The sequence below is a fragment of the Pseudomonas sp. 18-147 genome (assembly GCF_051048045.1).
Lineage (GTDB): Bacteria > Pseudomonadota > Gammaproteobacteria > Pseudomonadales > Pseudomonadaceae > Pseudomonas > Pseudomonas aeruginosa.
On sequence record NZ_CP182296.1, the window covers coordinates 5,796,999 to 5,821,052 of the forward strand.

Sequence of the window (24,054 nt, forward strand, 5' to 3'; positions counted from 1 at the left end):
ACTGTCCGGAGGAGCGGCGAGACAGCGTCCGTCACCACGACAACGGATAACTCACCACCAGCCGCGTCTGGTCGAAGTCGCTGTTGAAGCTGCGTCGGTTGCTGGCGTGGTTGAGGCGCACGTTGAGCCGCGCCAGCGGACCGCTCTGCACGGTGTAGCCGAGCTCGACATCGCGCTCCCATTCCTTGCCGCCGCTACCGGCCTTGGTGGTGGCGTTCGAGCCATGGCCGTAGCGGACCATGCCGATCAGGCCGGGCCAGCCGAGGCCGACGAAATCGTAGTCGTAGCGCACCTGCCAGGAGCGTTCGTCGGCGTTGGTGAAGTTGCCGTTGAACATGTCGTTGCCCATGCTCCGCCCACTGCTGCCGTAGACCGATTGCCAGCCGCTGTCGCCGCCGACCTTCTGCAGGCCAAGGTAGAAGGTATGCAGGCCGATGCCGGCGGAAAACAGGCCGTAGAGGGTATGGCTGTCGATCTCTCCGGCGCGCGCGGCGCCGTCGTCGCGGTCGACGAACAGGCCGAGGTTGGCGCCCAGGGTCCAGTCGCCGACACGCTGCTTGTGCAGCAGGTTGGCGTAGCTCTGCCGGTAGACGTCCTCCAGTTGCCCGTGCCACAGGCCCAGTTGGGTGCGCTCGCGGTTGAAGCGGTACTCGGCGCCGGCATAGTTGAAACCGTCCGATTTCTGCGTCGGCGCGCTCCAGGCCGATAGGTCCTGCATGTCCGCCGAATTGCGCAGGCTCACCGCGTCGAAGCGTCCGGCCTGCAGAGCCAGGCCCGGCAGCTCGCGGGAAACCACGGCGAAACCGCGGAACGTCTGCGGCAGCAGGCGTCCGTCGTCGTAGCGCAACAGCGGAATGTCCGGGAGCATCTCGCCGATCTTCAGTTCGCTGGCCGAAACGCGCAGCTTGGCGGCCACGCCGACGCGCCCATAGTTGTCCGCCGCGCGACCGTCATCGTGCAACGGAAGAAGCTCGGAATTGCTGGTGCCACGTCCGCTGTTCAGCTTCACGCCGAACAGGCCGATGGCGTCGAGGCCGACGCCGACCGTGCCCGGGGTATAGCCGGAACTGAACTTGAGGATGAAGCCCTGCGCCCACTCGTCCACCAGGCTCTTGCCGGCATCGTGGTCGCGGAAATCGCGGTTGAAGTAATAGTTGCGCAAGACCAGGTCGGTCTTCGCATCCTCCAGGAAGCCGCCCTCGGCAGCTTGCGCGGCAAGACAGGCGAGCATCGGCAGGACCGCCCCTGCATTGCGCGGGACTGCGGTTTTACGACGGATTTTCATTGTTATTGTGCTCCGTTTTTCAGGGACGACCGAGCCCCGGCAGCCTCTGCGGGCCACCTGGCGACGACGGTCGGGTCAGCAGCGGGGCGCGGGCCCCGCCGCCAGGGTCAGAACGGGTACTGGCGCGGCGCGTGCTGCACGCTGATCCAGTGGTCCGTGGTGAATTCCTCGATGGCCCAGTCGCCGTTGAAGCGGCCAAGTCCGGAGTTCTTCTCGCCGCCGAAGGGCGCGTTGGCCTCGTCGTTCACCGGAATGTCGTTGACGTGGGTCATCCCCGCGCGAAGCTGGCGGGCAAAGCGCACCGCGCGTTCCAGGTCGCGGCTGAACACCGCGCTGGACAGCCCGTATTCGCTGGCGTTGGCCAACTCCAGCGCATGCGCCTCGTCGCGCGCGCGGAGCAGGCCGACCAGCGGGCCGAAGATTTCATCGCGGGCGATCTCCATCGTCGCGGTGACCTCGCCGAATACGTGCGGAGCCAGCAACTGCCCATCGACGCCGCCCTCGTACAGCGGCTTGGCGCCTTCCTGGCGGGCCAGGCGGATCTTTTCCAGCAGGCCTTCGAGCTGGCGCGCGTTGACGATCGGCCCGACCGCGGTATCGGCGCGCTGCGGATCGCCGACCCGGAGACCCTTGACCCGCTCGACGAAGCGCGCGGCGAAAGCGTCGTAGAGGCTGTCCTCGACGATGATGCGGTTGATCGCCATGCAGATCTGCCCCTGGTGGAGGAACTTGCCGAACACCGCGGCATTCACCGCCTGCTCCAGATCGGCGTCGCCGAGCACCACGAACGGACTGTTGCCGCCCAGCTCCAGCGCCACGTGCTTGAGGTGCGCGCCGCCGCTGGCGATGCGGCCGATGTTGCGGCCCACCGGGGTCGATCCGGTGAAGGTCACCAGGCCCGGCACCGGGTGCTCGACGAAGGCGTCGCCGATCTCGCTGCCGGGGCCGACCACCACGCTGAACAGCCCGGCCGGCAGCCCGGCCTCTTCGAAGATCCGCGCCAGCAGCAGTCCGCCGCAGACCGGCGTGTCGCTGGCCGGCTTGACCACCACCGCGTTGCCCAGCGCCAGGGCCGGGGCGATGGAACGCTGGGTCAGGTGCAGCGGGAAGTTCCACGGGCTGATCACCCCGACCACGCCGATGGCGCTGCGGTAGACCCGGCTTTCCTTGCCCGGCACGTCGGACTCGACGATGCGCCCGTGCACCCGTGCCGGGAACGACGCCGACTCCAGGGTGATCGCGCGCGCCGCGCCCCATTCGATCTCGGCCTTCAGGCGGGTGCTGCCGGACTCGCGGATGATCCAGTCGACGATCTCCTCGTGGCGGCGGTCGAACACCTCCACCGCCTTGTACAGTACCGCCGCGCGTGCCGAGGGCCCGAGCGCGGCCCATGCCGGCTGGACCTCGGCGGCCTTGGCGTAGGCGGCATCGAGGTCGTCGCGGTCGGCCTGCTCGATCTCCAGCAGCAGGCTGCCGTCGAACGGGTTGCTCACCTTCAGCCGGCGGCCGGCCCGGCCGTGGCGCCACTCGCCGGCCAGGGGCTGGAGACCGAGGTCGGTATAACGGGAATCGCTCATCGCTCTTCTCCTCTTTCGAAAATCACAGGGGTTTCTTCGCCGTCGCGTCGACGGACGCTTCCGCCGACACGCGCGGCCGCAGGTGGATGCAGGCGATCGCCAGCGCGCCGATCACGCCGGGCGCGGCGAAGGCCAGGAAGTTCTGCTGGAACGGCAGCTCCAGGGCCAGCAGGCTGCCGCCGAGCATCGGCCCGGCGATGGCGCCGAGGCGGCCGACGCCGGCGGCCCAGCCGACCCCGGTGGAGCGCACCCAGGCCGGATAGAACTGCGCGGCGTAGGCATGGATCACCGCCAGGGTGCCGATGGTGGTGGCGCCGGCCACCACCAGCAGGCCGTTGAGCAGCCAGGGGCCTGGCCCCAGGCCGAGGGCCGCCAGGGAGGCCGCGGCCAGGGCGAAGAACAGCACCAGGGTGCGGCCGGCGCCGAGGCGGTCGGCCAGCCAGCCGCCGAACAACGCACCGAGGGTCGCCCCGACATTCAGGGTGACGAGGAACGCCAGGCTCGAACCGAGGGCGTAGCCGCCGCCGGCCATCAGTTTCGGCAACCAGGTGTTGAGCCCGTAGCTCATCAGCATGCACATGGCGAAGGCCACCCACAGCAGCAGGGTGCCCACTGCCTGGCGCCCCTCGAACAACTGGGCGACCCGTCCGCTCGGCGCTTCGGCCGCGACAGCGTTCGCCCGCTCGGCGCCGGGCCGGTAGTCGGGATCGACCTTGCGCAGCAGCGCGTCCAGTTCGGCGCGGCGGCCCTTGAGTTCGAGGAACGCCGCCGACTCCGGCAACCAGCGCAACATCAGCGGCACCGCCAGCACCGGCAGCACCGCCACGTAGAACACCGATTGCCAGCCCCAGGCGGGGATCATGGCGATCGCCAGTAGCGCCGAGAGCACCGCGCCCACCGAGTAGAAGGCCGACATCACCGTGACCAGGGTGCTGCGCCGCCCGGCCGGGGCGAATTCGCTGATCAGGTTGATCGCGCTGGGCACCAGCGCGCCCAGTGCCAGGCCGGTGAAGAAGCGTCCGGCGCCCAGTTCCAGCGGGTCGCGGGCGTGCCCGGTGAGGAAGGCGGCGAGGCTCGCCAGCAGGGTGGTGGCGATCACCAGGCGGCGCCGGCCGAAACGGTCCGCCAGCGGCGCCAGCAGGGTGCCGCCGAAGAGCATGCCGAACAGCGCGCAACTGCCGAGGGTGCCGGCCTGCACCGGGCTCAGCTGCCACTCCTGCATCAGGCGTGGCACCACCGAGCCGTAGATGACCATGTCGTAGCCGTCGAACAGCATGATGAAACACCCCCAGCCGAGGATCAGCCAGTGAGTACGGTTAAAGCGGGCAGCGTCGATCACCGCCGCAGCGGATTGCCTGTTCATACCAACCTCTCTCTTGTTCTTGTTATGGGCGCACGCGGGCGTCGGTCGGCACCGCCCACTCTGGCATGGGGCGGCGCCGTGGAACATCAGGGTTCGATGGTTTGCGTCGGCACCTCGATCAAAACCGGGCGATCAGCGGCCAGGGCATGCTTCAAGGCACCTTCCAGCTCTTCGCGGGTGGCCGCGTGGAGCGCCTCGACGCCATAGCCGCGGGCGATCGCGCAGAAGTCCAGGCCGGGCACGTCGAGCCCCGGCGCATCGGGCACCTCGAGCACCCCGGCGAACCAGCGCAGGGCGCCGTAGGTACCGTTCTTGAGGATGATGAACACCGCCGGCACGCGGTATTGCGCGGCACTCCAGAGCGCGGTGATGCCGTAGTTGGCCGAGCCGTCGCCGATGATCCCGATCACCTGCCGCCGCGGCTGCGCCAGTTGCGCGCCGACCGCCGCCGGCAGGCCGAAGCCGAGGCCGCCGGCGGCCGGGAAGAAGTAGCTGCCCGGCTCGCGCATCTCCACGCGCTGCCAGAAGGCGGTCACGGTGGAAGTCGACTCCTTGACGAAGATGGCGTCGCGCGGCGCCAGCGCATCGATCACGTCGAACACGGTTTCCGGACGCAGCGGTCCGCCCTCCTCGGCCAGCGCCGGCGGTCGCGGCAGCGCCTCGGGCAACGGCCGCGCACTGGGGCGGACCTGTTCGAGCAGTGCCTCGAGGGTCAGCGCGATGTCGCCGACCAACGCGTCGCCCATCGGCGCCCGTGCCGCTTCGCCGGGATCGCAGGTGACCTGCACCAGCTCGGCGCCGGCCGGCAGGTAATCGCCGGGGGCGAACTGGTGATAGCGGAACACCGGCGCGCCGACCACCAGGATCAGGTCGTGGCCGTCCAGCAGCCGGCTGATCCCGGCGATGGCCGCCGGCAGCACGCCGCGGAAGCAGGCATGGCGGGTGGGGAACGGACAACGCGAGGCCGACGGCGCGACCCAGGCCGGCATCCGCAGCTTCTCCGCCAGTTCCACGGCCAGGCCGTTGGCATTCGCCCCGTCGACGTCCGGACCGAGCACCAGCACCGGGTTGCGCGAGCGCGACAGGCGCTCGCCGAGTTCGGCCAGCAATGCCGGCGCGGGCAGCGCGGCGCCGCTGACCTGGCGCGCGGCCAGGTGTTCGACGCCGGCCGGCGCCGGTTGCGCCCAGTCGTCGTAGGGAATCGACAGGTACACCGGCGCCCGCGGCGGCAGGCTGGCGGTCTGGATCGCCTGGCTCAGCGCGCGCGGTACATCCTGGGCGCAGGCCGGCTCGTGGCTCCATTTCACCAGCGGCTTGGGCAGTTGTCCGGCATCGACGTTGGCGAGCATCGCCTCGACCCCGATCATCGAGCGCACCTGCTGCCCGGCGGTGATGACCAGGGGGCTATGGGAGTACCAGGCGTTGGTCAGGGCACCCATACCGTTGCCGGTGCCAGCCGCCGCATGCAGGTTGACGAAGGCCGGGCGGCCGCTGGCCAGGGCGAAGCCATCGGCCATGCCGACCACCGCGCCCTCGTGCAGGCCGAGGATGTAGCGGAAATCCTCGGGGAAGTCCTTGAGGAACGGCAGCTCGTTGGAGCCGGGGTTGCCGAAGACGGTGGTCAGGCCGTGGCGACGGAGGATCTCGTAAGACGCGGAATGGACGGTTTTCATGCAGGCCTTCAAGCTCGTTTCCTGGATTTGCGCTACTGTTGCAGCCGCTCGATAATCAATCAAATCGATACTCTTTCTATAAAAAATAGAACTGGTCTATATGAGTCCGATCGATCTCAACCTGATCCGCACCTTCGTCACCCTCTACGAAGCCGGCAGCGTGACCCTCGCCGCGGAGCGCCTGTTCGTCACCCAGCCATCGGTGAGCTACGCCCTGGCGCGCCTGCGCGAACTGTTCGACGACGCGTTGTTCACCCGCACCCGCGACGGCATCCAGCCGACCTTCGTCGCCGAGCAGCTCTACGGCACCTTCCGCGAGTCGCTGACGCGCATCGAGGGCGCGGTACAGAGCGTTCGCCACTTCGATCCGGCAACCACCGAGCGACGTTTCCGCATCGCCCTCACCGATCTCGGCGAAGTGGGTTTCCTCTCGCTGATCCTCGAACGCCTGACCCGCGACGCGCCGTTCGCCGAAGTGGAAGTGCTGCCGCTGCAGGTGGACGAGGTCGGCGCCTGGCTGAGCAGCGCCAAGGTCGACGCGGCGATCTGCCGCCAGCCGGTGCCCGGCGCGCGCAGCCAGCGGGTCCTGCACGAGCGCTACGTGTGCCTGCTCAGCGACCGCCACCCGCGGATCGGCGACAGCCTGAGCCTGGAGCAGTACCTGGCCGAGCGGCACATCGTGGTGACCCGTACCTCCGGCCACGGCATCGCCGAGGACGTGCTCGAGGCCATGCAGGTGCAGCGCCGCATCAGCCTGCGGGTCCCGCACTTCTCGGTGCTGCCGAAGATCATTCCCGGTACCGAGCTGCTGACCATCCTGCCGGCGCAGATCGCCTATCGCTTCGTCGCCGAAGGCGGCATGCGCATGCTCGAACTGCCCTTCACCCTGCCACCGTTCGACGTCTCCCTGCACTGGCACGAGAGCAGCGAACGCTCGGCGGCGCTGAACTGGTTCCGCACCACCATCGCCGAGGCGATCATCGCCGCCCAACGCTGAAACGCCGGCGGCCCTCACGCAGCGTCTCCCAGCGTCGGCGAGCGCTCGCGACGCCGCGCACCGAGCAGCGGCAACACGGCGGCCGCGACGACGAACACCGCCGCGAACGCCCCATAGAGGGACAGCGGCTGCCAGCCGTCGTCGAGCAGGAGCCCGGCCACCAGCGGCGAGAGGATCGCCCCGCCGCGACCGACGCCGATCCCCCAGCCGACCCCGGTGGCGCGCACCGAAGCGTCGTAGAGGCTCGGCGCCAGGGCATACAGGCCGGCCACGCAGGCGTTGGCGCAAAGCCCGATCAGCAGTCCCAGCGGCAAGGCCGCGCCGGGCAGCCCGGCGCTCAGCGAGAACAGCGCGAGCAGAGCGGCGGTAAGCAGCATGAACAGCGCCAGCACCCGTTCCAGGCGAAAGCGCGCGGCAAGCCCGCCGAGCAAGGCGGCACCGAAGATCCCGCCGATGCTCAGCAGGGTGCCGCCGGTGATGCCCTGGGCGGTGGACAGGCCGGCGGCGACCAGCAGCTTCGGCGTCCAGCTCATGATGAAGTAGAAGCCGAACATCACCAGGAAGAACAGCGCCCAGAGCAGCAGCGTGGTACGTCGCTGGGCAACGCAAAGCAACCGGGCGAGGCGGCTACCGTGCTCCGCTCCGCCACCGGGCGGGCTCGGCAGTTCCGCGAGCGCCGCGCGGCCCAGGCGCCGGGCCAGCGCGTTGACCCGTTGCAACGCCCGCGGCGGCCGGCGCGCCAGGAGGAAGTCCAGCGACTCCGGCAGGCACAGGCAGACCAGCGGGATCACCGCCAGGGTCAGGCCAGCGCCGAAGACGAACACCGAGCGCCAGCCCCAGGCGCCGATCAGCCATACCGCGAGCAGTCCGCCAAGGGTCGCGCCGAGCGCGTAGCCGGTGGACTGCAGGCTTACCGCCAGGCCGCGCCAGCGGCGCGAGGCGTACTCGCTGGCGATCACGTTGCTGCTGGCGAGGATGCCGCCGATACCCAGTCCGGTCAGCCCGCGCAGCAACGCCAGTTGCCAGGCCGCCTGGCTCAGCGCCGAGGCGAGCATGCCCAGGCCCGACAGCGCCAGGCAGGCGAGGATCAGCGGGCGGCGCCCCCAGCGGTCGGCCCAGGGCGCGATGAACAGCGAGCCGGCGGCCATGCCGAAGAGGCCGGCGCTGAGCAGCAGGCCGATCTCGGCGCCGCCAAGGTTCCATTCGGCGGCCACCGAGGCTGCGGTGAAGGCCATCACCAGCACGTCGAAGCCATCGATCAGGTTGAGCACGATGCACACAGCCACCGCCAGCCACTGGAACGGACGCATCGGTTCGTCGTCGAGAGCGCGGCGCAAGTCCCGGTTCATGGGCGGCCCTCCCCGAGCGGACAGGAAAGAAGCGACGGCAGGCGGGAGCGAGGCGCGGGAATGCAGGAATCCATCATCGGGAAGACCCTTCTTCTTGTTGTTGTAGGCACGGCAAGCGCAGGCACCCTGGCACCGTTGCGTCGATGCCGCAATCCTATTGGATCCATTTGTGCGACAAGAAAACGGAAGGCCAGCGGATATCCCACTGTCAGCGAAATCTGAGAAAGGCTCTGGAACGAGATAATTGAGCGATTTATTCCTGAAGTTTTTTATGTGCGACTATCGAACGGATTATTTTTTGTACAGAAGCGGTTGACTTGGAAAAGTTGTCTCGCGAATCATTGGATCCAATTACAAAAACAACGAGAGGATCCGACGATGTTTCCGAAGAACGCCTGGTACGTGGCCTGCACCCCCGACGAACTGGCCGGCAAGCCGCTCGGCCGACGCATCTGCGACGAGCCGATGGTTTTCTACCGAGGCGAGGACGGCCGCGTGGCGGCCCTCGAGGATTTCTGCCCGCACCGTGGCGCGCCGCTGTCGCTGGGCTTCGTCGAGGACGGCGTGCTGGTCTGCGGCTACCACGGCCTGGCGATGGGCGAGGACGGTCGCACCCGCGCGATGCCCGGCCAGCGGGTCCGCGGCTTCCCCTGCATCCGTCGCTTCCCGGTGCAGGAGCGGCACGGCTTCGTCTGGGTTTGGCCGGGCGCGGAAGAACAGGCCGACGCCGCGCTGATACCCCGCCTGGAATGGGCGGAAAGCCCCGATTGGGCCTATGGCGGCGGGCTGTACCACATCCACTGCGACTATCGCCTGATGATCGATAACCTGATGGACCTGACCCACGAGACCTATGTCCATGCGTCCAGCATCGGCCAGAAGGAAATCGACGAGGCCGCGCCGACCACGCGGGTGGAAGGCGACGAGGTGATCACCAGCCGCCACATGCAGAATGTCATGGCCCCGCCGTTCTGGCGCATGGCCCTGCGCGGCAACGGCCTGGCCGACGACGTGGCGGTGGACCGCTGGCAGATCTGCCGCTTCACGCCGCCCAGCCACGTGCTGATCGAGGTCGGCGTGGCCCACGCCGGCCACGGCGGCTACCAGGCGCCGGCGGAGCGCAAGGCGGCGAGCATCGTGGTCGACTTCATCACCCCGGAGAGCGCCACTTCCATCTGGTACTTCTGGGGCATGGCGCGCAACTTCCAGGCCCACGACCAGGCGCTTACCGAGAGCATTCGCGAAGGCCAGGGAAAGATCTTCGGCGAAGACCTGGAAATGCTCGAGAGCCAACAGCGCAACCTGCTGCGCCATCCACGGCGCGACCTGCTGAAACTGAACATCGACGCCGGCGGCGTGCAGGCCCGGCGCATCATCGAGCGCCTGCTGGCGGACGAGCGCCAGGCCGCCGCCCCCAACCGCGCCCAGGCCTGACGGGAGCCTTCGCCATGATCGAGGTCATCGTCGGCGCCATCCGCCTGGAGGCGCAGGATATCCACAGCTTCGAACTGTTCCGGGCCGACGGGGCGGCACTGCCGTCCTTCGAGCCGGGCGCGCACATCGACCTGCACCTGCCCAACGGCCTGGTCCGCCAGTACTCCCTCTGCGGCCCCGCCGAACGGCCGCGCCACTACCGTATCGCCGTACTCCGCTGCCGCGACTCGCGCGGCGGCTCGGCCACGCTGCACGCCGAACTGCGGGTCGGCCAGCGGCTGCGCATCGGCGAGCCGCGCAATCTCTTCCCGCTGTCGCCGGAGCCCGGTCCGCGTCTGCTGTTCGCCGGCGGCATCGGCATCACGCCGCTGCTGGCGATGGCCGAACGCCTGGCCCGCGATGGCGCCGACTTCCAGTTGCACTACTGCGCGCATTCCGCCGAGCGCGCGGCCTTCGTCGACTACCTTGGCCGGTGCGCCTTCGCCGACCGCGTGCACTGCCACTTCGACCACGGCGAAAGCAGCCGGCGCGCGGACCTTCGCGCCCTGCTGGCGACCAGTCCGCGCGACGCCCAGCTATACCTTTGCGGGCCGGCGGGCTTCATGCAGTGGATCGAAGAAAGCGCCCGCGAACTGGGCTGGGAAGCAAGCCGCTTGCATCGCGAGCACTTCGCCGCCGCGCCACGAGACGCCAGTACGGACGGCACCTTCGAAGTGCAGTTGGCGAGCAACGGGGCGCTGATCCGGGTCGCCGCCGGGCAGACCGTGCTGGCGGCCCTGCGCGAAGCCGGGGTGGACCTGCCGGCCTCCTGCGAGCAGGGCATCTGCGGCACCTGCCTGACCCGCGTGCTGGACGGCGAGCCGGAGCATCGCGACCTCTACCTCAGCGAAGAGGAGCAGGCCGCCAACGATTGCTTCACGCCCTGCTGTTCGCGTTCGCGCAGCCCACGGCTGGTGCTGGATCTCTAGTCGGCGGCGACGTCGCCGTGAAGCACGGTGACACCCTGCCGCGCCGGATCGAAGTAGTCGGCGTAGCGCAGGGTCGCGTTGGCGTGCTCGCGCATGATCGCCTCGGCGCGCGCCCCCTGGCCGTTGACCAGCGCGTCGACCACCGCGTGGTGCTGCATGTGGGCGAAGTTGAAACGGCGGAATTCCTGCTCGAGATTGTCGCGATCCACCGCCAGGGCGCTCACCGAGGCGAACGGCAGGTGGTCGTTGCGCGCCAGCGCCACGGCGATCGCCGGGTTGCCGCTGGCCTCGATGATGGTGCGGTGGAAACGCATGTTCATGCGCTGGTAGCGCTCCAGCTCCTCCAGCAGGACCTGGCCGTTGGCGAACAATCGGTCGCCCTCGGCCAGGCATTCCTCCAGGGTCGCCCGTGCCTCGGCGGACAGCCCGCGCTCGGCCGCCTGGCGTGCCGCCAGGCCTTCCAGAACGCCGCGCACCTCGACCGCGCCGGCGATATCCTCGCGGGTCACCGCGCGCACCCTGTAGCCGCGCCCGGTCTTGCACAGCAGGCCTTCCTGCTCGAGGGTACGCAGGGCGATGCGCACCGGCATGCGCGAGACCTGCAGGCGTTCGGCGGTGGGAATCTCGACGATGCGCTCGCCGGCGGCGAGTTCGCCGGAAGCGATCAGCTTGCGTAGCTCGGCCAGCACGCGTTGGCCCGGTTTGCTCATGGAATTCGCTTATTCGATCGGGACGTCCGGGGCATCATAGCGTGCCCCGGCCGCCTCCGCCGGTCAGCTTTCGCGGTGGATGGCGAAGCCGGCCCAGGACTGGCTCACCGGCATGATCTCGAGGCTGTTGATGTTCAGGTGGGCGGGCTGGTTCATGATCCAGAAGATGGTCTCGGCGATGTCTTCCGGCTGGATCGGATGGGCTCCGGCGTAGGTCTTGTCGTAGCGCGCCTGGTCGCCGCCGAAGCGGACCAGGGAGAACTCGCTCTCGCACAACCCCGGCTCGAGGTTGGTCACGCGCACCCCGGTGCCCTGCAGGTCGCAACGCAGGTTCAGGGAGAATTGCTCGACGAAAGCCTTGGTGCCGCCGTAGACATGGCTACCCGGATAGGGCCACTTGCCGGCCACCGAACCCAGGTTGACGATGCTCGCCCCGGCGCCGTGGGCGATCAGCCGCGGCAGCAGCAGGCGCGTGCTGTAGAGCAGGCCCTTGATGTTGATGTCGACCATGGTGTCCCAGTCGTCCAGGTCGCAGGACTGCGCCGGGTCGGTGCCCAGCGCCAGGCCGGCGTTGTTGATCAGGCCGCGCAGGGTGGCGAACTCTTCCGGCAGGTTGTCCACGGCCGCGCTCATCGCCGCGCGGTCGCGCACGTCCAGGGTCAGCGGCAACACCCGGGTCTTCGCCGAAAGCTCACCGGCCAGGGCTTGCAGACGCTCCTCGCGACGGCCGGTGAGCACCAGCGACCAGCCGGCCTCGGCGAAACGACGGGCGCAGGCTTCGCCGAAGCCTGAGGTGGCGCCGGTGATGAACAGGGTGGACGACATGGGCATCTCCTCGTACGGGGCGGAAAAACGATGTCCGGGGATTCTAGAGCCTCGCCGTGCCCGGTTGGCCATACAGTTGCGCACGAGTTTGCCGAGGCGTCTGCTCAAAAAACGACCAACCTCGCGGAACCCGCACCGTGCCTGGGCCGCAGCGAACAGCCACCAACTTGTCCACAGGGCGTCGCACAGTTTTCCTGAACAACTGTGGCAGCGGGATGACCACGCGTTGGGGATAAGTACCTGGCGCGAGCGCTGTTCATTTTCTGACCAGCCACGCATAACCCTCGCCGACTCAGGGGCTTGGCGGTTCTTACCCACCTTATCCACAAGCCCCCGCACAGAAATCCTGAACAACCTCAGGCGGCGTTATCCACAACCCGGCGCGCGGCGACCAGGTCCTCCAGCGCATAACCCACCGACTTGAACAGGGTGATTTCCCCGGGATCGCCGCGCCGCCCTGCCTCGCTCAGCAAGTCGCGCAGTTCGGTGGATATCGCCTCGCGCCCGATGGCGCCTTCGGCGATCGCCTGCAACAGGTCGCCGGCCTCTTCCAGCGCGCCTGCGCGGGTATCCACCACGACCCGCGCGCGCGCCACCGCCAGGGCGTCGGTCTCGCGCATGGACGGCAGGAAGGCTCCGACCAGGTCGAGATGGACGCCCGGCTTCAGCCATGCGCCGCGCACCAGCGCTTCGCGGGAGGTGGTAACGCAACTGACGCAGTCGGCCGCCTCCACCGCCGCGCGCAACCCGTCGGCCGCTCGCGCCGGGTAGCCCTCCTCGCGCAGCCGGGCGGCCAGCGCGGCGGCCTTGGCCGGATCGCGGCCCCAGATGTCGATGTGGCGATAGTCGCGCACGCAGGCGTGGGCCCGCACCATGTGCGCAGCCAGGGTTCCGCAGCCGACCACCAGCAGGCGCCGCGCATCGTCCCGCGCCAGGTAGTCGGCGGCCAGCGCCGAGCTGCAGGCGGTACGCCGGGCGGTCAGCTCCGAAGCCTCCAGCAACGCCAGTGGGCGACCGTCTTCGCCGTCGAACAGAGCGAACACCGCGGCCACCGCCGGCAGGCCACGCGCCCCATTGCCAGGGAACACCGTCACCAGTTTCACGCCGATCCCCGCGCCGGCTTGCCACACCGGCATCTGTAGCAGCGAGGCCTGCGCCGGCAAGGCATGGCAGTTGCGCAGCGGCGCGCTGCAAGGCTTGGCCAGGCCGATGCGCAACGCCTCGATCAGTTGTGGATAAGCCAGGCGCTCGGCGACCTCGGCGTTGCTGAAAAAGCGCAGGCTGTGCATAAGTCGAGTTTCCTCCGTGGCTCCAGGGCAGCGCCCGCCCCGGCGGCCAGGCAGCCGGGGCGGGGCGCGCTCAATGTCCGCCGAGATAGGCGTTGCGCACCTCCTGGTTGCCGAGCAGTTCTTCGCCGCTGCCGCTCATGCGGATTTCCCCGGTGACCATCACGTAGGCGCGGTCGGAGAGCTTCAGCGCATGGTTGGCGTTCTGCTCGACGAGGAAGATGGTCATGCCGCTCCTGGCCAGCTCGCGCAGGGTCTGGAAGATCTGCTTGACCACGATCGGCGCCAGGCCCAGGGAGGGCTCGTCGAGCAACAGCAACTTCGGCCGGCTCATCAGCGCGCGGGCGATGGCGAGCATCTGCTGCTCGCCGCCGGACATGGTCATGGCGCGCTGGTTGCGCCGCTCCTTCAGGCGCGGGAACAACTCGAACATGCGCTGCATGTCCTCCTCGGCGTGGTCCATGCCGATGGGAATGGTACCCATCAGCAGGTTTTCCTCGACGCTCATGTCGGGGAACACCCGGCGTCCTTCCGGCGACTGCGCGATGCCGTTGGACGCCACGTAGTGCGCCGACTTCTGGCGGATGTCCTGGCCGCGATAGAGGATCTGCCCGGCCGCCGCGCGCGGCTGGCCGAAGATCGACATCAACAGCGTCGACTTGCCCGCGCCGTTGGCGCCGATCAGGCTCACCGTCTCGCCCTCGTTGACCTGCAGCGAGACCTTCTTCAGCGCCTGGATCGGCCCGTAGAACACGTCCACCTCACGGAATTCCAGCAACGCCGCGCTCATGACAGCTCCTCTTCGTCGGCACCGAGATAGGCGGCGATCACCTTCTCGTCATGGCGGATCTGTTCGGGGTTGCCACGGGCGATCACGTCGCCGTGGTCGAGCACGATGATGTGGTCGGAGATGTTCATCACCATGCCCATGTCATGCTCGATCAGCAGTACGGTGATCCCGTGGTGGTCGCGCAGGTAGCGGACGATGTTGCTCAGGGCGTGGGTCTCGGCCGGGTTGAGGCCGGCGGCCGGTTCGTCCAGGCAGATGAGTTCCGGCCGCGTGCACATGGCCCGGGCGATCTCCAGGCGCCGCTGCTGGCCGTAGGACATCTCGCCGGCCAGGCGGTTGGCGCAGTCCACCAGGTCGACCACCTCCAGCCAGTAGAACGCGTGGTCCAGCGCCTCGCTCTCGGCGCGGCGATAGCCGGGAGTGTTGAGGATGCCGGCGAGCAGGTTGCGGTTGACGAACATGTGCTGCGCCACCAGCAGGTTCTCCACCACCGACATGTCCTTGAACAGGCGGATGTTCTGGAAGGTCCGCGCCAGCCCGGCGCGGTTCACCAGGTGGGTGCCGCCGAACATCTTGTAGTAGAGGCGACTGCCCAGTTGCGGCGGCTTGACGAAGTCGTCCAGCTGGAACGGCTCGCCGAGCACCTGGATGACGTCCGTGGTGCGCCCCTGGGTGTTGAGCAGGATGTTGCCGCCGGTGGCCTTGTAGAAGCCGGTGAGACAGTTGAACACGGTGGTCTTGCCGGCGCCGTTGGGGCCGATCAGCGCGGTGATCGAACCGCGCTCGACGTCGAGGTTGACGTCGTTGAGCGCCTTGATGCCGCCGAAGTGCATCATCAGGTGCTCGACGCTGAGGATCTTGTCGCTCATGGCGCCACCCCCTTGCGCGGGGCGAAGCCCACCCGGCTGATGCGGATCAGCCCGCGCGGCCGCCAGATCATCATCACCACCATGAGTATCCCGAGCAGCAGCACGCGGATGTCGGCGAAGCTGCGCAGCAGCTCCGGCGCCACGGTGAGGACGAAGGCGGCGATCACCACCCCGACCGTCGAGCCCATGCCGCCGAGCACGACGATGGCGAGGATCAGCGCCGACTCGAAGAAGTTGAACGAGGACGGGTTGACGAAGCCCTGGTAGCTGGCGAAGAACACCCCGGCCAGTCCCGCGGTGGAGGCGCCGAGCATGAACGCCGAGAGTTTCACCAGCACATGGTTGAGGCCCATCGCGCGACAGGCGATCTCGTCCTCGCGCAGCGCCTCCCAGGCGCGCCCGACCGGCATCCGGGTCAGCCGGTGCTTGATGTAGAGCACCAGCAGCACGACCAGGAACAGCACCACGTAGATGAACAGGAACTTCATGTTGGGGTTGTAGGCGATGCCGAGGAACTCGTGGATCGGCACCCCGCCATCCTTGGCCCGGCGGCCGAACTCCAGGCCGAGGAAGGTCGGCGCCGGCGCCGGCATGCCGTTCGGCCCGCCGGTGAAGGACAGCCAGTTGTTCAGTACCAGGCGGATGATCTCGCCGAAGCCCAGGGTGACGATCGCCAGGTAGTCGCCATGCATGCGCAACACCGGGAAGCCGAGGATCGCGCCGGCCACCGCGGCGGTCAGCGCGGCCAGCGGCAGGACGGTCCAGAAGCCCAGGCCGAGGTACTGGTAGCCCAGCGCCAGGCCATAGGCGCCGATGGCGTAGAAGGCCACGTAGCCGAGGTCGAGCAGCCCGGCGAGGCCGACCACGATGTTCAGGCCCAGGCCCAGCAGCACGTAGATCAGGCCGAGGATGACCACCGCCAGCAGGTACTTGCTGGCGAAGAACGGGAAGATCACCGCGGCCACCAGGATCAGCGGCACGATCCAGCGCAAGCGGGTCTTGTAGCCCGGCGGCAGGACGTGGACGCCGCTGCCAGCCCCCTCGAAGCGCTCCAGCACGGCGCGCCCGCCGCGGGTCTGCAGGTAGAGGCTGAGCAGGAAGCGCCCGGCCATCACGATCGCGATGATCCAGCCGACCCGCTCGTAATGCAGGTTGAAGCCGTAGCCGTCGAGGACCACGCCGACGATGGGGCCGAACACCACCAGGGCGATCAACCCGGAGAGCACGGCATCGACGACGCACTGCTTGAGATCGATGGAAGTCTCGTTGCTCATCGTCGTCCCCTTACACCTTGGCGATCTGCGGGCGGCCGAGCAGGCCCTGGGGACGGAAGATCAGGATCAGTACCAGCAACGAGAAGGCGAACACGTCCTTGTAGTCGGTGTTGACCATCCCCGAGAACTGCGCCTCGGCCACTCCCAGCACCAGGCCGCCGAGCATCGCCCCGGGCAGCGAGCCGATGCCGCCGAGCACCGCCGCGGTGAACGCCTTGATGCCGATGATGAAGCCGGCGTAGAAGTCGAAGGTGCCGTAGTTCATGGTGATCAGCACCCCGGCCAGGGCGGCCATCGCCGCGCCGATGACGAACACGTAGGAGATCACCCGGTCGGTGTTGATCCCCAGGATCGAAGCCATCTTGCGGTCCTGCTGGGTCGCCCGGCACATGCGCCCGAGCTTGGTGTAGCGGATCACGTAGGTCAGCACCGCCATGCCGATCAGCGAAGCGATCAGGATGAACAGCTTGGTGTAGGTGAGCTGGACGAAACCGTCGCCGACGTGGAATTTCAGGGCGCCGTCGAGCAGGGTCGGGATCCCCTGCTGGCGCGGTCCCTGCGCCACCTGCACGTAGTTCTGCAGGATCAGCGACATGCCGATCGCCGAGATCAGCGGCGCCAGGCGCGTGGAGTTGCGCAGCGGCTTGTAGGCGATGCGCTCGATCACCCAGCCGTAGGTGCAGGTCACCAGCACGGTGAACAGCAAGGTGCCGAGGATCAGCAGCGGGAAGTTCTGCAGGCCGAAGAAGGCCAGCAGGGCAAGGGCGATGGCCGACAGGTAGGCGGAGATCATGTACACCTCGCCGTGGGCGAAGTTGATCATGCCGATGATGCCGTAGACCATGGTGTAGCCGATGGCGATGAGGCCGTAGACCGAGCCGAGGGTCAGCCCGTTGATCATTTGCTGGAGGAAGATGCCGTCCATTTTTCAGTCTCTTCAGGGCGAATCGCGACGGCCTTTGTAAGGCGCGCCGGCGCTCGCCGGTGAAAGCGGACGGGTGCTACTGAAACGGCCCCGGATCGCGGGACTCCAGACCGACCACACGCAGACGTCTTCGGTGAATCCGCACTACGGCGGCAAGCACGGGCGAGCACTTCAGCAGCTCCCGGACTTACCCATGCGCCGGGCCTGTGCCCGGCGCATGGCGGTCGAGCGCGATCAGGGCAACTGGTGGTACTTGCCCTTGTCGTCCCACTCGTAGACCACGTAGTCGGAGACTTTCAGGTCGCCCTTCTTGTCCCATTCCTTCTTGCCCATCACGGTCTGCACCGGATGCGACTTCAGCCACTCGGCGGCCTTGGCCGGATCGTTGGCGCCGGCGCCGTTGAAGGCCGCCGCCAGGGACTGGATCGAGGCGTAGGAGTAGAGGGTGTAGCCTTCCGGCTCGAAACCGCCGGCACGGAACTTCTCCACCACCGCCTTGCCGTCGGGGATCAGCCGCGGGTCGGCGCCGAAGGTCATCAGCACGCCCTTGACGTACTGCGGACCGCCGGCGGTGGTCGCCAGTTCGTCGGTGACCACGCCGTCGTCGGACATGAACCTGGCGGTCAGTCCCTGTTCGCGCATCTGCCGTACCAGCGGACCGGCTTCCGGATGCAGGCCGCCGAAGTAGACGACCTCGGCACCGGAGGCGCGGATCTTGGTGACCAGCGCGTTGAAGTCCTTCTCGCCGCGGGTCAGGCCCTCGTAGAGAACCTCTTTCACGCCGAGCTTGTTCAGTTGCGCCCTGGTGGCGTCCGCCAGGCCCTGGCCGTAGGTGTCCTTGTCATGGATCACCGCGACCTTCTTGGCCTTGAGCACGTTGACGATATAGTCGCCGGCGACCACGCCCTGCTGGTCGTCGCGGCCGCACATGCGGAACATCCCGGAGAGTCCGCGCTCGGTGACCTGCGGGTTGGTGGAACCGGGGGTGATGGCGATGATCCCGGCCTCGTCGTAGACCTCGGATGCGGGGATGGTCGAAGAAGAGCAGAAATGGCCGACCACGGCGATGGCCTTGTCCTGGTCCACCAGGCGGTTGGCCACGGCCACGGCCTGCTTCGGTTCGCAGGCGTCGTCGGCCTTGACCAGCTTGATCTTCTCGCCGTTGATCCCACCCGCCGCGTTGATGTCTTCCGCCGCCTGGGACGCGCCGCGCCAGTATTGCTCGCCGAAGGAGGCGTTGGCGCCGGTATGCGGTCCGGCCACGCCGATCACGACGTCGGCCAGCGCATGCGTGGAAAGACCCATCACGGATGAAACCGCGAGAGCCAGGATGCCTTTTCTGAACAGCTTCTTGGACATGGGGTGTTGCTCCTGAGGATGATGTTGGCGCTCGTAACTACGATGTTGTTGTTGTGTTTCGCTCAACAGGCAGAGCAAGCGGCGTGCCATTCGTTTTTTTCCTGAGTGGCCGGCCACAAGAACTTTAGCCCTCCTTTCCGTTTTTATCTTTGTTATTGGAAATCAGTCATTTAGGCATTTCTCCGAATCCCCTTCGGAGAGCTACAGCCCAGGCTTCACAAGGCCTGAACCGTTCCTAGGAATAACTCTACAACGATATTGAAGCGGTTAGAAACTGCACGTCACTGGTGCGTTCCACGCACTAATTGAGGTCCTCTTTTTCAATGAAAGTGCAGGACAGAGCGGTTTTTAAAATTAATATGAACATGAACTTCCCGGGATTCGGTACTTGGCGGAAAAAGTCGATTCGAATACGACATGAACATATCCGTTAGCGACGCCACGTTCGGCGCAAAACCCTGTGACGGATTCGTCATAAGCCAGCGAATGCTCTATCGCGAGACTTGCCGGCAGTAATAAGCGTCGCCCGGCACTCCGGCAAGCGAGCTTTCCTCCCTACGTCATTCCGTTTATTCATATAACGCGTTCCGCCCGCTCCACCCGCGCCAGGAAACCCGCCATGCTGAACAAACGCCGCCTGCCGTCGATGACCGCCCTGCAATGCTTCGAAGCGGTAGCCCGGCACCTGAGCTTCACCCGCGCCGCCGAAGAGTTGAGCCTGACCCAGAGCGCCATGAGCAAGCAGGTCGCGCAACTCGAGGAGCAACTGCAGCACGCCCTGTTCCGCCGGGTGCGCAAGCGCTTGCAACTGACCCCGGCCGGCGAGCTGTACCTGGCCGAGGTACGACGCATCCTGCAACAGGTAGAGCTGTCCACCCGCTTCCTGCTTTCCTACGGCGGCGAGACCGAAGTGCTGCGAGTGGCGACCCCGCCGACCTTCGGCGCGCGCTGGCTGATCCCGCAACTGAACGGCTGGCGCCACCGCCACCCGAACATCCACCTCGACCTGCGCCAGGAACTGGAACCGGACGACCTGCGCCAGGGCCATTGCGACCTGGCGTTCTTCTTCGGCCCCGGCACCCTGCCGGGCGCCGAGTGCATCCGCCTGTTCGGCGAACAACTGGTGGCGGTCTGCGCGCCATCCCTGCTGCCGGCCGGCGGACTGGACGAACCGACCCAACTGGCGGGGCTGGTGCTGCTGCAGAACGCCAGCCGCGCGGAGGCCTGGCACGACTGGTTCGCCAGCCTGGAGCGAAATTGCCAGGGTTGCTACCACGGTCCACGCTTCGACACCTTCTACATGTGCATCCGCGCCGCCCAGGCCGGTTGCGGGGTAGCCCTGCTACCGCGCTTCCTGGTCGAGGAGGAACTCGCCGAAGGCAAGCTGGCGATCGCCTGGCCGCACGCCCTGCCCAGCCAGGAGGCCTACTACCTGGCCTATCCCGAGCATGCCGCGGAAGTCCCCAAGGTGCGCCATTTCATCGAGTGGATGGTAGAGCGCCTGGAGCAGGAGCAACCCTCAGCGGGCCCCCGCCAGACGCGCCACGGCCCGGTTTGACGTTTCCGCTACGCGGAACCATCTTTACTCTCACTCGGTTCACCTCGGAACGTCCCATGCTCACTGGCGTCACGGTTCGAATCCGCCTGCTGGTCCTGGCGCTGCTACCGCTGACGATGCTCGTCACGGTCATCGCGATGGCGCTGGCCAACGCCAGTCGACTCGATGCCAGCTTCCAGGACCTTTTCAACAACCGGATGAAGCCCATCAGCCAGCTCAAGATCGTCGCCGACGCCGTTGCGGTCAGCGTGGTCGACGCCCTGCACAAGTACCGTGCGGGGGTCTTCGATGAAGAGCGCCTGCAGCAGGAGTTGAGTGGGGCGCTGTCGCGCATCGAGAAGTCGTGGGCCGACTATTCCGCAGACCACCGGACTGCCGCCGAGAAGGAAATCATCGAGTCGCTGGTCCCCACCCTGGAACGGGTCAAGCGGATGACCCTGGCATACGGCGAGCAGGCCAGGGCCGGAAGCCTGCGAAACGTCGAGGCCGGCACGTTCAATCGCGAGATGTATGGTGCGTTCGATCCGCTGGGAACCGCGCTGTCGACGCTGATCGACCTGCAGCTCAGTGAAGGCGCCAAGCTCAACGAGCAGATGGAGAAACGCTACGACTCCATGCGCACCACCTTCCTGCTCATCGGCGCCGCAGCCCTGGTCCTCATCGTCGCCGCGGCCTGGTTCATCAGCCTGTCGATCATGCGCCCGCTTTCCGATCTGCGCGGGGTGATCCGCCGCGTGCAGGACTCCTCGAATCTCACGCTCCGCGCCGATGCGCGCGGGCGCGACGAAGTGTCCGATACGGCGCGCGCCTTCAATATGATGCTGGAAAGCCAGCAGGCGCTGCTTCGGCATCTCGCCGAGACAGCCAGGAAGCTCACCATCACCTCGGACGAGATGAGTGCCATCAGCAACCAGGTCAGCCATGTCGCCACGTCCCAGGGCGACCAGACCGACATGGTCGCCACGGCGGTACACCAGATGAGCATGGCGGTCCAGGACGTGGCGCGGAACGCCCAGGCCGCCGCAGCCAGCGCGGAATCGGCGAACAGCGAGGCGCACACCGGAACCGGACTCGTGCATGCGAACCTCGACGCCATCCAGGGCCTGTCGGTCATGGTCGGAGAGGCGGGAGCCGTCATCGACACGCTACGCAACAAGACCGAGGAAATCAGCACCGTTCTGGAAGTCATCCAGAACATCGCCCAGCAAACCAACCTGCTCGCCCTCAATGCCGCGATAGAAGCCGCACGGGCGGGCGAGGCCGGACGCGGGTTCGCGGTGGTCGCCGATGAAGTGCGCAGCCTGGCCACCAATACGCACAAGGCCACCGAAACCATCCGCGAGATGATCGAAGCCCTGCAGGCAGGCGCCAGCAGCGCGGTCAGCGTGATGCAGCAGTCACGCGAGCAGGCCCAGGTCAGCGTCCAGCGCGCCCACGAGGCGGGAAAGGCGCTCGGTCTCATCGCCCAGGCGGTCGAAGGTATCGCCCAGAGCAACGCGCAGATATCCACGGCGACGGAAGAACAGACCGCCACCGCGAGCGAGGTCAGCCAGAACATCGACTCGCTCAATGCCAGCATCGGCGAAGTCGCCGAGGGCGCGGTGAAGACCTCCACCTCCAGTGTCGAGCTGGCGAAGCTGGCAAACGGACTGGAGCAGCAGATCCAGCGCTTCACCGTCTAGCAAGCGCGGCAGGGAGCGGCCTCACCGGCCCTGCCGCACCCGTTTGTCAGGACGCCAGCAGGCTGCGGTCGAAAACGAAGGCGCCGCCCGGCTTCGGGGTGAAATGCAGGACGTGTTGCGGGCGCCCCATGGGCGGACGCTGGCGTTCGCCGGTGTCCTCGACCCAGCCAGCCTCCTTCATCCGCTCCAGGCGCCCGCGCAGGCTGGAATGCTGGACTTCCTGGCCGATGGCGCACTCGAAGGCCTTCAGCGCCTCGGCCACGGTGAAGCGCGGCGCCAGCAGGAACAGCGGCAGGGCGCTGTACACCGACTTGCTCGCCAGGCGCTCGCAGGCCTGCTGTACCAGTTGGGCGTGGTCGAACGGCAGGGCGAAGCGCTCGCTGCGAACGTCGCGCAGCGGCACGAAGTCGAGGTCGTCGTCCTCCATCCGGGTGTCCGGACCGACCAGCACCAGGTAGAACACGCTCAGCGACCAGCCGCGCGGGTCGCGTACCGCGTTGCCGACCGTGGCCACCTGCTCGATGTAGGCCGGCTCCAGCCGCGCCTTGTCGCGCAGGGCGCGCACCGCCGCGTCGTCGAGGCTGTGGTCGGCGCTGCGGCCGTTGACCAGCACGCCGGGCAAGGCCCACTGGCCGGCGAAAGGCGCCTGGGCGCGGCGGATCAGCAACAGCTCCAGTCCGTGCCCGGGGTTCAGGCGCAACGCCACGATATCCACGCTGGCCAATACTTCCGCTGAACTCATCGTCACTCCTCTCTTCAGCCCGCCTGGCGTTCGCCGCCATAGCAGTGCAGTTCGTCCTTCACTTCCGGCAGGCACCAGGCCTCCGGTACCGCCAGCCCTTCACGCAGGCGCTGGCGGATCATCGAGCTGTGCAGCGGCAGCCGCTCCTCCGCCACCAGCCGGCCGAAGCGCCAGCACAATTCGGCGGCGCGTTCGAAGCGCGGCAGCTCCGCCTCGTTGTCGGCGCCGATCAGCAGGGCGATCCGCGGTGACGCCAGGCCGCTACGCGCGGCCAGCGCTTCCAGCAGGTCGATGCTGTAGACCGCCGGACGATCAGGCATCAATCCTGCTTCGATCGGTTCGCAATACACCCGCCGCGGATCGATCCGCCGAGCCAGCCGCGCCAGCCAGCGGCAGCGCAGCTCGAAATCGCCCATGCGCTTGCCGAAGGCGTGGCGGTGGCTCGGCACCAGGGCGACCCGTTCGGCGCAAAGCAGCGCCCGGCGGATCACCGACTCATGGCCGGGGTGCGGCGGGTCGAACGCCCCACCGTAGACCGCGAGGGCGAAGTCGGGGGCGCGTCCGCCGCTCATCCCGGCAGGCAGTCGGCGAATCCGGGAACTTATTTCATCACGCATAGAAAATACCTTCCACTGCGAAATTTTGTAGTACAAGTGCTTGACGACTTATTTCACGTGATGAATTATGTACCCACATTCAGCCCCAACCCGTCAAGCGGAGGCTTCCATGAATCGTCCCAGCAAGATCGCCAGCTTCGATGTTGACGCCCAGAAAGGCTTCACCCCGCTGTGCCCGGACGAACTGCCGGTGCCCGGCGGCGACGCCATCGGCGCCGCCCTCAACCAACTGGCCAGCCGCGCCGCGCTGCGCCTGGGCAGCAAGGACGCGCACAGCCCGAAGGCTGCCTGGGTAGTGGAAAGCGCCGAGCAGATGCTGCGGCCGCTGGCCTATCCGGATGCCGACCTGACCTGGGTGAGCCACTGCGTACCGGGTACGCCGGGTTTCGAGCTGCTCGACGAACTGCCGCGGCCGATCGACTACGACTTCTTCGTCTGGAAGGGCGTGGAGCCGGACCTGCATCCCTACGGCGCCTGCTACCACGATCTGGCGGAACGCCGCAGCACCGGGGTCATCGAATACCTGAGGCAGAATGGCGTGAGCCATGTGCTGGTGGGTGGCCTGGCGCTGGACTACTGCGTGAAGAACACCGCCCTGCAACTGCGCCGCGCCGGTTTCGAGGTGCTGCTCTACCTGCCCGCCTGCCGGGCCATCGCCGAGGACACCGCGCAGCGGGCCTGCGACGAGATGCGCGACGCCGGGGTGATCCTCTGCGCCGACCTGGAACGACTGGATAGCGCCCTCGCCGGCGCCGACAAGGAGAAGTGAAC

21 protein-coding genes are annotated in these 24,054 nt (G+C 67.5%); 6 read left to right on the plus strand and 15 right to left on the minus strand.

Annotation, left to right across the window (positions count from 1 at the left end; genetic code table 11):
• Positions 1–31: 31 nt before the first annotated feature.
• From ACM0M4_RS27500 to mdlC, 4 genes are all read right to left on the minus strand, one after another.
• Complete coding sequence (locus ACM0M4_RS27500; protein ID WP_003123555.1) at positions 32–1,285, minus strand: OprD family porin; 1,254 nt, start codon at positions 1,283–1,285, stop codon at positions 32–34.
• A 107-nt stretch (positions 1,286–1,392) separates the two neighbouring features.
• A complete protein-coding gene (locus ACM0M4_RS27505; RefSeq protein WP_003107137.1) occupies positions 1,393–2,862 on the minus strand; it encodes an aldehyde dehydrogenase family protein in 1,470 nt (489 codons plus the stop codon).
• Positions 2,863–2,884: 22 nt separating this feature from the next.
• A complete protein-coding gene (locus tag ACM0M4_RS27510; RefSeq protein WP_054375811.1) occupies positions 2,885–4,225 on the minus strand; it encodes an MFS transporter in 1,341 nt (446 codons plus the stop codon).
• An 86-nt stretch (positions 4,226–4,311) separates the two neighbouring features.
• Positions 4,312–5,898: a benzoylformate decarboxylase gene (mdlC, locus tag ACM0M4_RS27515; protein WP_003099962.1), complete on the minus strand. Its 1,587-nt coding sequence runs from the start codon at positions 5,896–5,898 to the stop codon at positions 4,312–4,314.
• A gap of 100 nt (positions 5,899–5,998) precedes the next feature.
• Between mdlC and ACM0M4_RS27520 the strand changes: the two genes are divergently transcribed.
• Positions 5,999–6,895 carry a LysR family transcriptional regulator gene (locus ACM0M4_RS27520; RefSeq protein ID WP_003095545.1) on the plus strand — a complete coding sequence of 299 codons (897 nt, stop codon included), beginning with the start codon at positions 5,999–6,001 and terminating at the stop codon, positions 6,893–6,895.
• Positions 6,896–6,909: 14 nt separating this feature from the next.
• Here the strand turns inward: ACM0M4_RS27520 and ACM0M4_RS27525 are convergent, their stop codons facing one another.
• Positions 6,910–8,244: an MFS transporter gene (locus ACM0M4_RS27525; RefSeq protein ID WP_016264112.1), complete on the minus strand. Its 1,335-nt coding sequence runs from the start codon at positions 8,242–8,244 to the stop codon at positions 6,910–6,912.
• Positions 8,245–8,622: 378 nt separating this feature from the next.
• Here ACM0M4_RS27525 and ACM0M4_RS27530 point away from each other — a divergent pair, with 378 nt between their 5' ends.
• Positions 8,623–9,678, plus strand: coding sequence for an aromatic ring-hydroxylating oxygenase subunit alpha (locus tag ACM0M4_RS27530; RefSeq protein WP_003099966.1), 1,056 nt, complete (start codon positions 8,623–8,625; stop codon positions 9,676–9,678).
• Positions 9,679–9,692: 14 nt separating this feature from the next.
• Positions 9,693–10,646 carry a PDR/VanB family oxidoreductase gene (locus ACM0M4_RS27535; RefSeq protein ID WP_054375812.1) on the plus strand — a complete coding sequence of 318 codons (954 nt, stop codon included), beginning with the start codon at positions 9,693–9,695 and terminating at the stop codon, positions 10,644–10,646.
• Here ACM0M4_RS27535 and ACM0M4_RS27540 read toward each other — a convergent pair.
• From ACM0M4_RS27540 to ACM0M4_RS27575, 8 genes are all read right to left on the minus strand, one after another.
• Positions 10,643–11,356 carry a GntR family transcriptional regulator gene (locus ACM0M4_RS27540; protein ID WP_003099978.1) on the minus strand — a complete coding sequence of 238 codons (714 nt, stop codon included), beginning with the start codon at positions 11,354–11,356 and terminating at the stop codon, positions 10,643–10,645. The two genes, ACM0M4_RS27535 and ACM0M4_RS27540, sit on opposite strands and share 4 nt — an antisense overlap.
• 63 nt (positions 11,357–11,419) lie before the next feature.
• Positions 11,420–12,181: an SDR family oxidoreductase gene (locus tag ACM0M4_RS27545; protein ID WP_283903178.1), complete on the minus strand. Its 762-nt coding sequence runs from the start codon at positions 12,179–12,181 to the stop codon at positions 11,420–11,422.
• Between the two features lie 356 nt (positions 12,182–12,537).
• Positions 12,538–13,470 (minus strand): ornithine cyclodeaminase family protein, encoded by a 933-nt coding sequence (locus tag ACM0M4_RS27550; protein WP_025297479.1) that lies wholly within the window; start codon positions 13,468–13,470, stop codon positions 12,538–12,540.
• A gap of 70 nt (positions 13,471–13,540) precedes the next feature.
• Positions 13,541–14,257 (minus strand): ABC transporter ATP-binding protein, encoded by a 717-nt coding sequence (locus ACM0M4_RS27555; RefSeq protein ID WP_003095563.1) that lies wholly within the window; start codon positions 14,255–14,257, stop codon positions 13,541–13,543.
• Positions 14,254–15,126 (minus strand): ATP-binding cassette domain-containing protein, encoded by an 873-nt coding sequence (locus ACM0M4_RS27560; RefSeq protein WP_003095566.1) that lies wholly within the window; start codon positions 15,124–15,126, stop codon positions 14,254–14,256. The genes ACM0M4_RS27555 and ACM0M4_RS27560 overlap by 4 nt, the downstream gene beginning before the upstream one ends.
• On the minus strand, positions 15,123–16,400 hold the full coding sequence (livM, locus tag ACM0M4_RS27565) for a high-affinity branched-chain amino acid ABC transporter permease LivM (RefSeq protein ID WP_003161297.1): 1,278 nt from the start codon (positions 16,398–16,400) through the stop codon (positions 15,123–15,125). The genes ACM0M4_RS27560 and livM overlap by 4 nt, the downstream gene beginning before the upstream one ends.
• Before the next feature lie 10 nt (positions 16,401–16,410).
• Positions 16,411–17,325, minus strand: a complete 915-nt coding sequence (locus ACM0M4_RS27570; protein WP_003095571.1) for an ABC transporter permease subunit — start codon at positions 17,323–17,325, stop codon at positions 16,411–16,413.
• Between the two features lie 234 nt (positions 17,326–17,559).
• Entirely contained in the window at positions 17,560–18,684 is a 1,125-nt protein-coding gene (locus ACM0M4_RS27575; RefSeq protein ID WP_003099985.1) for a branched-chain amino acid ABC transporter substrate-binding protein, read from the minus strand.
• A gap of 619 nt (positions 18,685–19,303) precedes the next feature.
• On the opposite strand from ACM0M4_RS27575, the gene ACM0M4_RS27580 reads away from it, so the two are divergent.
• Positions 19,304–20,242 (plus strand): LysR substrate-binding domain-containing protein, encoded by a 939-nt coding sequence (locus ACM0M4_RS27580; RefSeq protein WP_003095575.1) that lies wholly within the window; start codon positions 19,304–19,306, stop codon positions 20,240–20,242.
• Positions 20,243–20,298: 56 nt separating this feature from the next.
• Entirely contained in the window at positions 20,299–21,924 is a 1,626-nt protein-coding gene (locus ACM0M4_RS27585; protein WP_003099990.1) for a methyl-accepting chemotaxis protein, read from the plus strand.
• A gap of 46 nt (positions 21,925–21,970) precedes the next feature.
• Here the strand turns inward: ACM0M4_RS27585 and ACM0M4_RS27590 are convergent, their stop codons facing one another.
• Entirely contained in the window at positions 21,971–22,666 is a 696-nt protein-coding gene (locus ACM0M4_RS27590; protein WP_003125442.1) for an NUDIX domain-containing protein, read from the minus strand.
• A gap of 14 nt (positions 22,667–22,680) precedes the next feature.
• A complete protein-coding gene (locus tag ACM0M4_RS27595) occupies positions 22,681–23,283 on the minus strand; it encodes an adenylyltransferase/cytidyltransferase family protein (protein WP_003123559.1) in 603 nt (200 codons plus the stop codon).
• 109 nt (positions 23,284–23,392) lie between these two features.
• Here ACM0M4_RS27595 and ACM0M4_RS27600 point away from each other — a divergent pair, with 109 nt between their 5' ends.
• Positions 23,393–24,052 carry a nicotinamidase gene (locus ACM0M4_RS27600; RefSeq protein ID WP_003095584.1) on the plus strand — a complete coding sequence of 220 codons (660 nt, stop codon included), beginning with the start codon at positions 23,393–23,395 and terminating at the stop codon, positions 24,050–24,052.
• Positions 24,053–24,054: the final 2 nt, after the last annotated feature.

Excerpts from the sequence above, each read along its gene's own strand:
- ACM0M4_RS27500 (WP_003123555.1), bottom strand. The coding sequence starts at position 1,285 with ATGAAAATCCGTCGTAAAACCGCAGTCCCGCGCAATGCAGGGGCGGTC.
- ACM0M4_RS27505 (WP_003107137.1), bottom strand. The coding sequence starts at position 2,862 with ATGAGCGATTCCCGTTATACCGACCTCGGTCTCCAGCCCCTGGCCGGC.
- ACM0M4_RS27510 (WP_054375811.1), bottom strand. The coding sequence starts at position 4,225 with ATGAACAGGCAATCCGCTGCGGCGGTGATCGACGCTGCCCGCTTTAAC.
- mdlC (WP_003099962.1), bottom strand. The coding sequence starts at position 5,898 with ATGAAAACCGTCCATTCCGCGTCTTACGAGATCCTCCGTCGCCACGGC.
- ACM0M4_RS27520 (WP_003095545.1), top strand. The coding sequence starts at position 5,999 with ATGAGTCCGATCGATCTCAACCTGATCCGCACCTTCGTCACCCTCTAC.
- ACM0M4_RS27525 (WP_016264112.1), bottom strand. The coding sequence starts at position 8,244 with ATGAACCGGGACTTGCGCCGCGCTCTCGACGACGAACCGATGCGTCCG.
- ACM0M4_RS27530 (WP_003099966.1), top strand. The coding sequence starts at position 8,623 with ATGTTTCCGAAGAACGCCTGGTACGTGGCCTGCACCCCCGACGAACTG.
- ACM0M4_RS27535 (WP_054375812.1), top strand. The coding sequence starts at position 9,693 with ATGATCGAGGTCATCGTCGGCGCCATCCGCCTGGAGGCGCAGGATATC.
- ACM0M4_RS27540 (WP_003099978.1), bottom strand. The coding sequence starts at position 11,356 with ATGAGCAAACCGGGCCAACGCGTGCTGGCCGAGCTACGCAAGCTGATC.
- ACM0M4_RS27545 (WP_283903178.1), bottom strand. The coding sequence starts at position 12,181 with ATGTCGTCCACCCTGTTCATCACCGGCGCCACCTCAGGCTTCGGCGAA.
- ACM0M4_RS27550 (WP_025297479.1), bottom strand. The coding sequence starts at position 13,470 with ATGCACAGCCTGCGCTTTTTCAGCAACGCCGAGGTCGCCGAGCGCCTG.
- ACM0M4_RS27555 (WP_003095563.1), bottom strand. The coding sequence starts at position 14,257 with ATGAGCGCGGCGTTGCTGGAATTCCGTGAGGTGGACGTGTTCTACGGG.
- ACM0M4_RS27560 (WP_003095566.1), bottom strand. The coding sequence starts at position 15,126 with ATGAGCGACAAGATCCTCAGCGTCGAGCACCTGATGATGCACTTCGGC.
- livM (WP_003161297.1), bottom strand. The coding sequence starts at position 16,400 with ATGAGCAACGAGACTTCCATCGATCTCAAGCAGTGCGTCGTCGATGCC.
- ACM0M4_RS27570 (WP_003095571.1), bottom strand. The coding sequence starts at position 17,325 with ATGGACGGCATCTTCCTCCAGCAAATGATCAACGGGCTGACCCTCGGC.
- ACM0M4_RS27575 (WP_003099985.1), bottom strand. The coding sequence starts at position 18,684 with ATGTCCAAGAAGCTGTTCAGAAAAGGCATCCTGGCTCTCGCGGTTTCA.
- ACM0M4_RS27580 (WP_003095575.1), top strand. The coding sequence starts at position 19,304 with ATGCTGAACAAACGCCGCCTGCCGTCGATGACCGCCCTGCAATGCTTC.
- ACM0M4_RS27585 (WP_003099990.1), top strand. The coding sequence starts at position 20,299 with ATGCTCACTGGCGTCACGGTTCGAATCCGCCTGCTGGTCCTGGCGCTG.
- ACM0M4_RS27590 (WP_003125442.1), bottom strand. The coding sequence starts at position 22,666 with ATGAGTTCAGCGGAAGTATTGGCCAGCGTGGATATCGTGGCGTTGCGC.
- ACM0M4_RS27595 (WP_003123559.1), bottom strand. The coding sequence starts at position 23,283 with ATGCGTGATGAAATAAGTTCCCGGATTCGCCGACTGCCTGCCGGGATG.
- ACM0M4_RS27600 (WP_003095584.1), top strand. The coding sequence starts at position 23,393 with ATGAATCGTCCCAGCAAGATCGCCAGCTTCGATGTTGACGCCCAGAAA.